Annotated in this window: 12 protein-coding genes; 3 read left to right on the plus strand and 9 right to left on the minus strand. The window is 37.3% G+C overall.

Translation table 11 applies throughout. From position 1 onward, the window contains the following. Positions 1 to 4: 4 nt before the first annotated feature. Positions 5 to 1,324 carry an ABC transporter permease gene (locus C7Y47_RS09480; protein ID WP_142508557.1) on the minus strand — a complete coding sequence of 440 codons (1,320 nt, stop codon included), beginning with the start codon at positions 1,322 to 1,324 and terminating at the stop codon, positions 5 to 7. 1 nt (position 1,325) lies between these two features. Continuing rightward, positions 1,326 to 2,012, minus strand: coding sequence for an ABC transporter ATP-binding protein (locus tag C7Y47_RS09485; protein ID WP_142508558.1), 687 nt, complete (start codon positions 2,010 to 2,012; stop codon positions 1,326 to 1,328). Positions 2,013 to 2,512: 500 nt separating this feature from the next. On the opposite strand from C7Y47_RS09485, the gene C7Y47_RS09490 reads away from it, so the two are divergent. From C7Y47_RS09490 to C7Y47_RS09500, 3 genes are all read left to right on the plus strand, one after another. Then, positions 2,513 to 3,133 (plus strand): DUF47 domain-containing protein, encoded by a 621-nt coding sequence (locus C7Y47_RS09490; protein ID WP_079562474.1) that lies wholly within the window; start codon positions 2,513 to 2,515, stop codon positions 3,131 to 3,133. 19 nt (positions 3,134 to 3,152) lie between these two features. Further along, entirely contained in the window at positions 3,153 to 4,169 is a 1,017-nt protein-coding gene (locus C7Y47_RS09495; protein ID WP_142508559.1) for an inorganic phosphate transporter, read from the plus strand. Positions 4,170 to 4,512: 343 nt separating this feature from the next. Next, positions 4,513 to 6,624: an MMPL family transporter gene (locus tag C7Y47_RS09500; protein ID WP_142508560.1), complete on the plus strand. Its 2,112-nt coding sequence runs from the start codon at positions 4,513 to 4,515 to the stop codon at positions 6,622 to 6,624. Positions 6,625 to 6,677: 53 nt separating this feature from the next. Here the strand turns inward: C7Y47_RS09500 and C7Y47_RS09505 are convergent, their stop codons facing one another. The 7 genes from C7Y47_RS09505 to C7Y47_RS09535 form a co-directional block, all read right to left on the minus strand. Continuing rightward, the gene (locus tag C7Y47_RS09505) at positions 6,678 to 7,289 is read right to left on the minus strand and encodes an alpha/beta hydrolase (protein WP_142508561.1); all 612 of its coding nucleotides are present in this window, start codon (positions 7,287 to 7,289) and stop codon (positions 6,678 to 6,680) included. 18 nt (positions 7,290 to 7,307) lie between these two features. Continuing rightward, positions 7,308 to 7,499, minus strand: a complete 192-nt coding sequence (locus C7Y47_RS09510) for a hypothetical protein (protein WP_142508562.1) — start codon at positions 7,497 to 7,499, stop codon at positions 7,308 to 7,310. Positions 7,500 to 7,521: 22 nt separating this feature from the next. Continuing rightward, complete coding sequence (locus tag C7Y47_RS09515) at positions 7,522 to 7,983, minus strand: hypothetical protein (protein ID WP_142508563.1); 462 nt, start codon at positions 7,981 to 7,983, stop codon at positions 7,522 to 7,524. A 391-nt stretch (positions 7,984 to 8,374) separates the two neighbouring features. After that, the gene (locus tag C7Y47_RS09520; RefSeq protein WP_142508564.1) at positions 8,375 to 8,986 is read right to left on the minus strand and encodes an NUDIX hydrolase; all 612 of its coding nucleotides are present in this window, start codon (positions 8,984 to 8,986) and stop codon (positions 8,375 to 8,377) included. 12 nt (positions 8,987 to 8,998) lie between these two features. After that, positions 8,999 to 10,078: an AI-2E family transporter gene (locus C7Y47_RS09525; protein ID WP_142508565.1), complete on the minus strand. Its 1,080-nt coding sequence runs from the start codon at positions 10,076 to 10,078 to the stop codon at positions 8,999 to 9,001. A gap of 235 nt (positions 10,079 to 10,313) precedes the next feature. Continuing rightward, positions 10,314 to 12,011 (minus strand): M3 family oligoendopeptidase, encoded by a 1,698-nt coding sequence (locus tag C7Y47_RS09530; protein WP_142508566.1) that lies wholly within the window; start codon positions 12,009 to 12,011, stop codon positions 10,314 to 10,316. A gap of 74 nt (positions 12,012 to 12,085) precedes the next feature. Beyond that, positions 12,086 to 12,661 carry a YdcF family protein gene (locus C7Y47_RS09535; protein ID WP_255505110.1) on the minus strand — a complete coding sequence of 192 codons (576 nt, stop codon included), beginning with the start codon at positions 12,659 to 12,661 and terminating at the stop codon, positions 12,086 to 12,088. Between the last annotated feature and the right edge of the window lie 86 nt (positions 12,662 to 12,747).

The following is a 12,747-nucleotide window of genomic DNA, read 5'->3' on the forward strand; positions in this document are numbered from 1 at the left end:
TCTATTATAGTTCTTGTCGTAATGCTTGAATAACGTCAATTTTCGTGGCCTTACGTGCTGGACGATAGCCTGATACCATCGCTACACCAATACTAATCGCTGATGCAATAAGAACGAGCTGCCAAGGAATAAGTGAAAATGTAATGTCATTTTTACTAAATGCATCTTCCCCTGTTGCTGCTTCTAGAATTAAAGGTAATGCAGCATTTGCTACAAAGCTAATAACATATGAAATAGCTACAGCCATCAAAGTCCCAATAATACCGATGAAAGTACTTTCCATTAAGAACAATCGTTGAATAAGCTTTGGACTTGCTCCGATCGCCTTTAAAACACCGATTTCACGAGTACGCTCTGTAACCGCCATAGTCATTGTATTAAAAATACCAATCGAGGCAATCAATACAGCAATTGTTCCTACAAATATTAAACCGATTTTTAAAACTAGGAAAAATACATTCATTTGATCCAATTGCTCAGTAATTGAATAAACGCTATAACCTTTGTCTTTTAGTTTGTCTAATATCGGCTTTACATTTTCCATGCTGTCAGCAAAAATATTAAACTCGGAATAAAACATGTCATCCTCTTTAACATTACCTGTTGCTACTAACTTTGTAGCTAACATCGGCTTTTGCTCTGTATCCATATAAACTGAGTTGTTGATCATCCAGTCATAGGAAGGCTTCTTCATAACACCGACAATCGTATATTTCATTTTCTCTGTCTCTTTTGCCCCATCAGTATGTGGCGTTAATAATAATTCGATCTCTTTACCAATTAATGAGTCCTTATAACCTTCCTCACTACCATTATAAAACGTGCCTTCTAATTCAGCTTTTTTACTCTTTTCTTCAATAATTTTGCGCTCAGCATCATTGACTAATGTTTGAGCAAAATGGTAGCCTACAACGATTTCGTTTGGCTTTGTTGGATACTTTCCTTCTGCAAGCTTGCCATTTACTTGCTCAAAATCATGCATATTTGCAACGTATAAATCAGATTGTGTATCACGATCCTCAAAAAATGAATGTGCGGATGCATTGACAGTAATCGTTTCGAGTACTGTTTTCACATGATCTATACTTTTTATTTCATTAATTTGTTCCTTTGTAATTTGATCATTCCCATGCACTTGAATTTTCGTCACTTTTTCATCCGATAATATTTCATTACGTAATGAATCCTGCAGCCCAAACCCAACTGATGCGAGGACAATCAAAAATGCACAGCCCATTGTTGCCGCTAGCACGGTCATAAACACACGTAATTTATTTTTCTTTATATGCTGTTTAACAAAATCTAATTGATCTTTAAATAACATATTATGCTTCCTCCTTTACAAGTTCCCCATCGTACATGCGGAAACGTCGATGTGCTATCGTCGCTACTTCCTCGTCGTGAGTAATGATGACAAATGTTAAGCCAAGCTCACGGTTTAGACTTTGAATGAGCAGCAATATATCTTGCTCTGTTTCCGAATCAAGACTTCCTGTCGGCTCATCCGCCAACAAAATAGGAGGATTTGTAATTAAGGCTCTTGCAATACTTACACGCTGTTGCTGACCACCGGATAATTCATTTGGGTAATGGTCTGCTACCTCTGTTAACCCAACCTTGTCCATTAATTTTTTCACCTTTTCTATACGCATAGCTCCCTTGATACCCTGTAACTTCAAAGGTAGCTCAATGTTTTCAAATGCCGTTAAGCCTGGCATCAGTTGAAAGTTTTGAAAGATAAATCCGAACTGTTGCAAGCGAAAAGCAGCACTTTCTGCTTCAGTGAGATGAGCTGTTTCCATTCCGTTTACCTTAATAGATCCTTGTTCAGATTTCATATATCCAGCTAATATTTGTAATAAGGTTGATTTCCCAGAGCCACTTTTCCCAACGATTGCGACAATCTCTCCTTTTTTTACCTCAAAATTGACACCCTTTAATACCGGAACCTGTTTTTCCTTACCTTTCTTTCCAATTAAAAATGTATGTTGTAAGTTCTCGACTTGAATCATTTTTAACTATACTCCCCTTTCACCTTCTTCTGACTCATAACGTAGGGTTGATTTACGTTCCTGCTGGTTGCTTCCCTACAAAAGCCATCCTAAATTTTAGGTTATGAGCCTTTACTTCTCCATTGTAGAATATAATTCTTAATAAAGTTGAAGGATAAAAATGAAGATATTCTTAAGAAAATGGAAAACGACAAGCAAAACATTTTCTTTACATTCGCTTTACAATTCATTCGGAAATTTTCCAAAACTTTATGTCCAAATAGTATCTTTTTGTATTAAACAGAGGGAAATTTCTTTATAAAACCTACCTTTAAGGCATTTTTCTGTATTAATAAAAACAAATACAGCAATACCTTTATTATTTTGTGAACAAATTGTATATTACAAAATTGTAAAGTTTTCTGTAGAATTGAAGAATTTTATGTAGATAATTTAAAGATTTTGTTATGATAGTAAAGTTTAGAGGCCAATTTATTTATATCCAGGAGGATTCGATTTACATGCTTAACTCAAAAAAACAAGACCCTTTCTTTATAGCTTTGCATAAAATTGCTGAGAATATGAGAGAGGCCGTACATTACGCAAATGATTTTCGTATTAACAGTGTGGCTGACCTAAAAGAGATTAGCATTACTATGAAAAATTACGAAACAGCTGGTGATAAGCTCATTCATGAACTAATCGTGATGCTAAATAAATCATTTATGACACCTATCGAACGCGAAGACATTCTAGAATTCGCCATTCGTATGGACGACGTATTAGATGGTACGGAGCATTGTATCGCTCATTTTGAGATGTTCTCTCTAACTGAGGTTGATGAATCAATGCGTACTTTCTTAGGCTATATTTCAAAAAGTGCTGATGAAATTGTAAAAGCAACAGAAGAGTTAAAGAAAAAGAATCTTATTGGCATGCGCCCACACGCAATTCTTATTAAGGACTATGAACGTGAATGTGATGAGGTGCAACGTTCGTCTATTAAACAACTATTTTTAAATGAAAAAGATCCAATTCGACTTATTAAATATAAAGATATATATGAACAACTTGAAGACATCGCTGATCATTGCCAAAACGTTGCAAATACTATGGAAACAATTATCATGCGTAACGCGTAATTAGGAGAGGGCACTTACAATGAACACAATCATTATACTAACTGTACTGGTCGTTATCTTTGCCCTAACATTTGACTTTATCAATGGCTTCCATGATACAGCAAATGCTATCGCAACCTCAGTTTCCACTAGAGCATTGAAACCTCGTGTAGCTATCATGATGGCTGCGACGATGAACTTTATCGGAGCTATTACCTTTGTCGGTGTTGCAAAGGCTTTAACAAAAGACATTGTAGATCCTTTCTCTTTAAATGCATTTGAGGGAGACACGACCGGCTCAATCGTTATTTTAGCAGCACTAATCTCCGCTATTATCTGGAACTTACTAACATGGTATTTCGGTATTCCATCGAGTTCTTCACATACTCTAATTGGGTCCATTGCTGGTGCAGCAGTTGCTTCTGCTGGCTTCAGCGTTCTAAACTATGGCGGTTTTACTAAAATCATTATGGCCTTAGTGCTATCACCAATTCTTGCGATTTGCGCCGGCTTTATTATGATGACACTGTTTAAATTATGGTTTAAAAACTTAAATTTATATCGTACGAATAAAGGTTTCCGTACAATGCAAATTTTCACTGCCGCAATTCAATCTTTTACACATGGTACTAACGATGCACAAAAGGCAATGGGGATTATGACGATGGCATTAATCGCTGGGGGTTTGCATTCAGGAGATGAAATTCCGTTCTGGATACGAGCTGCAGCGGCAACTGCAATGGGGCTTGGTACTTCTATCGGCGGCTATAAAATTATTAAAACGGTCGGCGGTAAAATTATGAAAATCCGTCCTGTAAACGGAGTTGCAGCAGATTTAGCATCTGCATCAGTAATCTTCGGTGCTACATTAATTCACCTGCCAGTATCTACAACACACGTTATTTCTTCCTCTATCATGGGTGTTGGCTCTGCACAACGTGTACGTGGAGTGAACTGGGGGATGGCGCGTAAAATCGTCACTACTTGGGTTATTACAATGCCAATTTCTGCAGTTATGGCAGCTATTATTTACTTATTGTTATCGTTATTCTTTTAACTTCTTCATCCCACCTCGATAGATGGTCGGATGAATGCGGATTTAAGTTACTTATCAGTGGTGTCCAAACATCTGTACCTGTCGCTACGCTTTCGGTACAAAAGACATCCGCTGAAACAGAAGAATTCAGTCTAAGAACGCCACGTCCTGTGGCGACGACTGAGTGATCAACATCACGTTGGCCCAAATCCTACGGCGGATGTCACGGAATTACGCCAAGGCATAATTGAATTTGATCGCATACTAAGACTCCTGTTCCTTGTTGGACAGGAGTCTTTACATTGTCACACGACAAAATGTGACACATCCTTTACACTATTCTAAAAGGAGGATAGTACCTACAATGAAAACTTTTTCAGCTTTTATAACAGCCCACGCTAAAGCTATTGTAGCCTTATGGTTCGTCATTTTTATTACCATGGCTATGTTTGCCGTACAGCTTCCAAATAAGCTTCATGGAGATGGTTTTTTTGTTAAAGGCGATCATACTTACGTAACAAATGAGCTTGCAAAAACATTTGATTTGCCTTCCGATACAATTTTGGTCGTCTTCAATCCAGCTGACGATAAGAAAATTCAAGATACATTAAAAAAATTAGAGAACGTTAAGGAGATTCATTCCATCCAGTCACCACTTGATGATGCTTCTTTACAAAAGAATGGTATAGCTTATGCCATGGTTCATATGAAAAATAATGTGGATCATCTACCTGATGTTGTGAAAGACATCCGTTCATTAATAGAGGATGACGGTGTGAGCATTACAGGCGGGCCTGTTATTTCAGCAGACATCAATACAGCAAGTCAAAAGGATTTAACATCAGCGGAAGCTATAGGCTTACCAATCGCTATCATAGTGCTATTACTTGCTTTCGGTACTGTCGTAGCCTCAATCTTACCTATCATTATCGGCATTGTCACTGTTGTAACTGCGTTTGGAATTTTGACTTTGTTTAGTGGTCCTATCAATTTATCAATTTTTGTGTTAAATATAGTACCAATGCTTGGACTTGCATTAAGCATAGATTTTGCCTTGTTGTTTATTAATCGATATCGCGAAGAACGTGCCCATACATCCATTGTACAGGCTATTCAAACAGCGATAGAGACAGCTGGCCGTTCTATCATTTTTTCTGCTGTTTGTGTCATGATCGGCTTAGGTGCCATGATTGTCATTGACGTCGAAATTTTTCACAATATCGCTTTAGGAGGCACAATCGTTGTATTTCTTGCAGTACTTTCTGGCTTAACCTTGCTCCCTGCTACAATGATGCTAATAGGAGATAACCTAAATAAATGGCGCTTATTACGTGTAAAGCCTGGTGGAGCGAATCGTTGGCGTGACTTTGCTGGCTTTGTCATGAAACATCCAGTGACCATCGTAATTGTGGCATTATTATTACTAGGTATTGGTATGATTCCGTTGAAGGATATTAAACTTACAATTCCCCAAGTGGATTCATTACCAACAAAATATGATGCACGTGCAGCTTATGATCAGTTAGATAAAACGTTCGGACTTGGCGATACCTCAACTTTATATTTGCTAGCAGAACGTAAGGAAGGCTGGGAAGATTTTGAGGCAAGAGAGCTTATTTTCAATATTCAAGAACAATTACTTGATGACCCTTTAGTGAGTCATGTATCAACCATTTATACGACAGCTAACATTAAGTCCCCTGAGGAACTGACGGCCTCTTTGAAAATTCCTCAAGCGGCAGAACAATTAAAACCAATACTAAATACATTTTCTAAAGATAAGCAACTCTTTATCCCCATTACATTGGATGCAGCAGGTTCATCAACTACCGCCCAACAATTCGCTCGAACATGGCAAGATAAAGATTTAGGTGTCAATTTTGCTCTTGGAGGTCATGCGAAATTCAATCAAGAAATTTTCGATGAAATCTCTAGTAAAATTTTCTTGGCTGTATCCATTATTATCGTTTCAACGTTCTTTATTTTAATGCTCGCTTTCCGCTCTATTTTAATCCCACTGAAAGCGATTATTATGAATATTATTGGACTTTCTTCAGCCTTCGGTATTCTCGTCTACATTTTCCAATATGGACATTTGGGGATTGAAGCCGGTACGATTGTCCTTATTATTCCGGTAATTGTATTTTGTCTTGTATTCGGCTTAAGTATGGATTATGAAGTCTTTTTAATATCACGTATTCAAGAGGAATATTTAAAAGGGGCAGATAATACACGTGCTACGATTGACGGTCTAACCTCTACAAGTCGTATCATTACGTCAGCAGCGCTTATTATGATAGTGATAACAGGGGCGTTCGCATTTACAGATGTAATGCCTGTGAAGCAAATTGGGGTTGGTATAGCTATTGCCGTCGCTATCGATGCAACTATTATTCGTCTCATGCTCGTTCCAAGTCTTATGAAGCTCTTTGGGGACTGGAATTGGTGGCTACCCTTCGCGAAGAAGCAAAAATAAAAACAATCCGCAACCTTCCGTGAGCTCTCCCTCACTCAAAGGTTGCGGATTTTTTATTTTGAATAAAGACAGTCGTACCATTCTTTTGCGGCTTCTACCTCAGGCATCGTTAGCTGATGACCATAATTAAACCATCCAGTTGTCACATCTGCCCCAGCCGACGATAAAAGTGCCTCTAAATCCTCAGATTCCTGAGCCGTACACATTGGATCATTCGTTCCAGCACCGATAAAGACAGGGATTGAAGAAAGTGTAGGCAATTCAATATCACGTCTAGGCACCATTGGATGATGCAGTATTGCACCTGCCAGAGCATCCTCATAATGGAATAATAGGCTAGCAGCAATATTGGCGCCATTAGAGTAGCCGATAGCAACCACTCGATTACGGTCAAATCCATACTGCTGTGCTGCTTCTAATAAAAAGTCATTTAATTCCTTCGTACGGAAAATTAAATCCTCTCTATCAAAAACACCTTCCGCTAAACGACGGAAAAAGCGTGGCATACCATTTTCAAGGACATTTCCACGGACACTTAAAATGCTTGCTGTATCATCAATTTCCTTTGCAAGGCCTATTAAGCTTTGTTCATTTCCACCTGTACCATGTAACAGTAATAAAATCGGTTTTGTTTCATCTGTTCCTTTATGAAAAACGTGCTGCATTTACAGTCCACCTCTCGATTATCTTGAATTCGAGATAATTGTAGCCTGTGGCAAAATTAAATTCAAGCTCTTTGACTTATTAATTTCTCGATTTTCACGATTTGGCTGTTCCTCATGGTCTTTATAAAATTTCGTAATCGTAAATACAGAAAATAAACAAACAGCTATAACAACAACAATAACAATTCCCACTATTTTTTTCCCATTCATTCGTTCTTATCCCCCGAATTACTTATTTCTTTTTACGAAAACCTTCTTCTAGTAAATATTCTTTTGCAGCTTCTTGTGTACCAAAGGCTTCCTCTAAATTTTCACCATGATAAACATTCCAAGAACGTTGCTCAAAGGCTACCTTTAATTGAATACCTTCACGACTTTGCCAAACCTCTTCAATCGGCTCTTGCTCTTCTTCTTCCGATAAATATTGAATGGCATCTTCAATAATTTCACGAAGTTGTTGTTCATCGTAGTCACGGATATTGACTAAACCTTTATCGTTTGCTTCTTTCTCGTAGCGCAATAGATCACCAACAAAGACAAAGCCGTTGCCATTTGGATGCAGCTTTTCCACAACAATAGTCTTTTCGTAAAGGCTATCCATAAAGTGATAATTTAAGCGTTTTAATGAAATTTCCTTCTTCGTAAGTTCAGGAAATGAGTCGATGATGGCTTGCTTTTGTTCAAATGTTAGCATATAAAAATGCTCCTTTTCTATTTAATATCTCTTTTAGTATAACTTATTCTTCCTGTTATATTGAAGTAAAATAAGCAGTTCTAAAATTGTGCCTTCTCATCCATAATGTGTGGTTGATTTCCGTTCCAACTGGGCGGCTTTCCTAGGGGGCTTCCTACCTCTACCCAATCAACTTCTATACATGGCATACTCTTTAACAAAATTGATGATGAAACAAAAAATCAGAGCCTATCATTTTTCCTATAAAAGCAAAAAACCGCTTAAACTTTCTGTGGAAAAAGCAAGAATGTACCGATTTGGCACATACCTTATCCCACTGAAAAGCGAAGCGGATTTTACCTTTTACAATTATGTTTGAATTTTATGGAAGAATTTATCCATCCTTCACAATTCATAACATTTTATCTTTTACAAACTGAATAACATGGGCAACGTATAGTTCACGGTAAGGGACAAATTGTGCTGTACTTACTGGGCGCACAATTTTCACTCGTTGACCATCAGGGAAATATTCATAGCCTTCTATATTCAGAGTAGCTGTTTCTCCTAAAAAGAATGCTTCTGCTTCATCGAGCTTTGCTCTTACGACTCCTGACACTTCCTCATACTGCAGTTCAAATGATTCCCAATCATGTTTGAATGGATATATATAAACATGACAAAATTCATTGTCTATCATGTTTTCCGAAACGATGCTACAAGATGTCATGCCCATTTTAACAACTTCATGTACGTCGACATCGAGTCCTAGCTCTTCCTTCACTTCACGAACTCCTGATTCTACTGTCTCTTCAGCTAATAGATGCCCTGCCGCTGTAATATCAAGCAAGCCCGGGTAGTCCTTTTTTTGTGAACTACGGATTTGGAAATAGATATAGTCCTCATTGACAAGCCAACAGTGGAATGTTTCATGCCATAGTCCTTTTTCATGTACCTCAGCTCTCGTTGCTATCCCAATCTGTTCATGTTGCTCATTAAAAACTTTTACAATTTCTTGTTCCATTTTTTCCGACTCCTATACCGACTTCGTAGCCTTTTTCTTAATCACGTTACGTTCATCATAAATATTGGATGCAATCACTTTTAATACTGCATAAAATGGTACAGCAATAATAATCCCAATGAAGCCTGCAATATTACCTGCTGCTAAAATAACTGTAATAACTGTTAACGGGTGGATATCGAGCGATTTCCCCATTACATTAGGCGTGATAAAGTTACTATCAATTTGCTGCGCCACGAGCGTGACAACAGACACCCATATGACTAACACTGGATCCTGCATAACAGCCACAATCAGTGCAGGTGTAAAGGCGATCCATGGTCCAATAAACGGAATCATATTCATAAAGAAAGCAAATATAACAAGAAGCAACGAATACTCTAGACCTATAATTAAATACCCGACATACATAATAGCTGCTAGTAAAAAACTAATTTGCAGCTGTCCTTGAATATAGCTACGTAAAACACCATCAATTTCACTTAACGTTTTCTTCACCCATTCACGACGTTCACCACTAAAATATTTATAAATCGATGGTGCAAACTTTTCATGATCCTTCAACATAAAAATAAAGAAGAATGGAATTAAAATAGCTAATAAAGAGGCAGATACAACTGATTGTAAAAACGATACTAACCCCTTACTTGCCACAACGGCAATATCCTGCACAGAATTCGCCATATTGTCGATAAAGTTTTTTAACTGGGGTGGGAAGTTATCCTTGTTTTTAAACACATAATCAGCTGCATCTTGAATACTAGCACTAATCTGTGGTACATTTTTCACTAAATTATTAACCTGTACGGCAATCGGATTACCAACGATCCAACCAAAGCCACCAACAAGCGCTATTAGTCCAATGACTATCGTTAATATACTTGCCCATCTTGGAAATTTACGCTTCTCTAAAAATCTTTGAATCGGCTCCGTAACATAATACAAAACACCGCCAAGTAACAAAGGTATAAAAATAGCCTTTAAAATAATTACTATCGGCGAAAAAATCCATTGAATCTCTATAAAATATTTAATGACTAGTAGAGCAAGTAAAATACCTACCCCTACTTGAAACCAAACTTTCCTCGTCACTTTCTTCACTTCCTTTATCACAGTTACTGAAAATACTACTTATATATTAACCATTTCGCAAGTATTCTATTATTTATTGTCAAAACAAAAGAGTTTTTGAAACTAAAAAATTCGCAACCCTCCAACAGGCTATTTTAGCGAACCCCTCAAATGCTAAAGCATCTGAGGTGGCTCGCATGGCTTGCCTTCAACAGGAGTGTCGCAAATTTTCACTAATGCTCTATAATGTAACAGTTTATAATTTTATATCTTCTACTGAATTTAAGTAATCTTCAATATCACCAATAACCGATTCAACACAGCCGTCCTCAAATGGTGAAATTAAGCCTGCTTCTTTCACAAGCTTCGTAAAGGACATAGAGCCACCTAAACCACATAAATGAACATAGTCCCTCCAAGCAGCTTCAAATTCATCACGTGAACGTTTCCAGAATTGGAATGCACAAATTTGCGCTAACGTGTAATCAATGTAATAGAACGGACTTGAATAAATATGTCCTTGACGTTGCCATATACCGCCTGCTTCTAGATAGCTGTTATGATCATAGTCACGATGTGGTAAATAGGTCTCCTCAATTTTTTTCCACGCAGCTTTACGTTCAGCTGGTGTCATATTCGGATTTTCATAAATCACATGCTGGAACTCATCAACTGCAACACCGTAAGGAAGGAATAATAAGCTACTACTTAAGTGTGTGAACTTATACTTTTCTGTGTCTTCCTTAAAGAATAGCTCCATCCATGGCCATGTGAAAAATTCCATACTCATCGAATGAATTTCACAAGATTCATATGTTGGCCATAAATATTCTGGGATTCCGATGTTACGACTTGAATAGACTTGGAAAGCATGTCCAGCTTCATGTGTTAACACATCGATATCGCCTGAAGTACCATTAAAGTTCGAGAAGATAAATGGTGAGTGATAGTTTTCGATAAATGTACAATAACCGCCACTCTCTTTTCCTTTCTTCGCCACTAAGTCCATTAATTCATGGTCAATCATAAAGTTGAAAAATTCACCAGTCTCTGGTGATAACTCTTCATACATTTTTTTACCGTTCGCTACAATCCATTCAGGATCGCCTTTTGGTGTAGCATTTCCTGATACAAAGTTGAATGCTTCATCATAGAACTTAAAATCAGAAATACCAATACGCTTTGCCTGACGTTCATATAATTTTGTGGCAATAGGTACGATTAAATCACGAACTTGATCGCGGAACTTCTTTACCATATCTGCATTGTAATCAATGCGATTCATTCGAATATAACCTAGCTCGACATAGTTTTTATAGCCTAATTTAACAGCGATTTCATGGCGCACCTTAACAAGCTCATCATAAAGTCGATCAAATTCCTCTTCATGATCCGCAAAAAAGCCAAAGCGTGCATCCGTTGCCGCCTTACGCACTACACGATCAGTAGACTCTGCATATGGTCCAAGCTGAGCAAGCGTTAATGTTTCACCATTAAAGTCAATTTGTGCAGAGGCAACAAGTTTATTGTATTCTGATACGAGTTTGTTCTCCTTTTGCATTAGATCAATGACTACTGGTGCAAAGCCTTTAATTTGATAGGTTGCTAAATCAAATAATTGCTGACCCCATTTTTCTTCTAACTGCTCACGGAATGGTGAAACGATTAGCGCTTTATAATATTCTGTTGTTACCTCTTCCAACTCTGGTCCAACCTCATCAAAATAATCGCGTTCTGCATGATAAAATTCATCATTTGTATCAATCGAAGCACGAATGTACACTAGGTTTGCCATTGTAGCGTAGTCATTGCTCAATCCATTTAATTTCTCAATTATTTCACTTTGCTCGTCCATCGTTTGAGCATTTTTAAATTCACCAATTAAGGATAATTGTTGCTCTTTCATAGCCTCGACATTTGGACGGCTGTATTCATAGTCTTTAAACATTTTCATAGAAGTCCCCTCTTTCTGTCATTTACCCCGTGATATTTCTATTATATGCCAAATCTATACTATTAATAAACAAATTAATAGCCAATTATATAGGTTTTTAATAATGCTGCCCTTTCACGTAAATTTAACTTTATTTCCACTGATTTTGGCGTTTTTGCCGCAACAACATCTACTTCAAAACCTAAAGACTCAGCTAAATACTTTGCACGCTTTAAATGAAAATCATTAGAGAGAATCGTGATTTTCTTAGTTCCTTTAGGCAACAGTTCTTTAGAAAATAGTAAATTCTCATAAGTTGAAGTTGATTGGTCTTCTACTAATATTCTGTTAGTATCTATACCCTTGTCCTGGAAATATTTAAACATTACTGAAGCCTCTGTCCTATCTTCATCCGCCCCTTGCCCACCTGAAACAATTACTTTTACATGAGGATATTTGTTTAAATACTTTACAGCCTCTTCTAATCTATTTTTCAATGAAAGCGATGGGATTCCACCCGTTTTTACCTTTGCTCCCAGGACAATCATGTATGTAGCTGTTCCATTTGCAGCCGGCTGGAAACCTTGTTTCATCTCCTCACCGAGCCAAATATAAACAGCTATACAAATAACAAGCAGTACAACCCCTAATCTAATTACCCATTTTCTCACATTTATCCCCTCCCTTACCTTTTACTAACGTTTAAACAAAGAAAAAGGATGCTTGTACTAGAATTACTGTACAAACATCCTGATTA

The sequence above is a fragment of the Lysinibacillus sphaericus genome, assembly GCF_006864135.1.
In the GTDB taxonomy this organism is placed as follows: domain Bacteria; phylum Bacillota; class Bacilli; order Bacillales_A; family Planococcaceae; genus Lysinibacillus.

Excerpts from the sequence above, each read along its gene's own strand:
- C7Y47_RS09510 (WP_142508562.1), bottom strand. The coding sequence starts at position 7,499 with ATGAATGGGAAAAAAATAGTGGGAATTGTTATTGTTGTTGTTATAGCT.
- C7Y47_RS09485 (WP_142508558.1), bottom strand. The coding sequence starts at position 2,012 with ATGATTCAAGTCGAGAACTTACAACATACATTTTTAATTGGAAAGAAA.
- C7Y47_RS09500 (WP_142508560.1), top strand. The coding sequence starts at position 4,513 with ATGAAAACTTTTTCAGCTTTTATAACAGCCCACGCTAAAGCTATTGTA.
- C7Y47_RS09480 (WP_142508557.1), bottom strand. The coding sequence starts at position 1,324 with ATGTTATTTAAAGATCAATTAGATTTTGTTAAACAGCATATAAAGAAA.
- C7Y47_RS09495 (WP_142508559.1), top strand. The coding sequence starts at position 3,153 with ATGAACACAATCATTATACTAACTGTACTGGTCGTTATCTTTGCCCTA.
- C7Y47_RS09530 (WP_142508566.1), bottom strand. The coding sequence starts at position 12,011 with ATGAAAATGTTTAAAGACTATGAATACAGCCGTCCAAATGTCGAGGCT.
- C7Y47_RS09505 (WP_142508561.1), bottom strand. The coding sequence starts at position 7,289 with ATGCAGCACGTTTTTCATAAAGGAACAGATGAAACAAAACCGATTTTA.
- C7Y47_RS09520 (WP_142508564.1), bottom strand. The coding sequence starts at position 8,986 with ATGGAACAAGAAATTGTAAAAGTTTTTAATGAGCAACATGAACAGATT.
- C7Y47_RS09515 (WP_142508563.1), bottom strand. The coding sequence starts at position 7,983 with ATGCTAACATTTGAACAAAAGCAAGCCATCATCGACTCATTTCCTGAA.
- C7Y47_RS09490 (WP_079562474.1), top strand. The coding sequence starts at position 2,513 with ATGCTTAACTCAAAAAAACAAGACCCTTTCTTTATAGCTTTGCATAAA.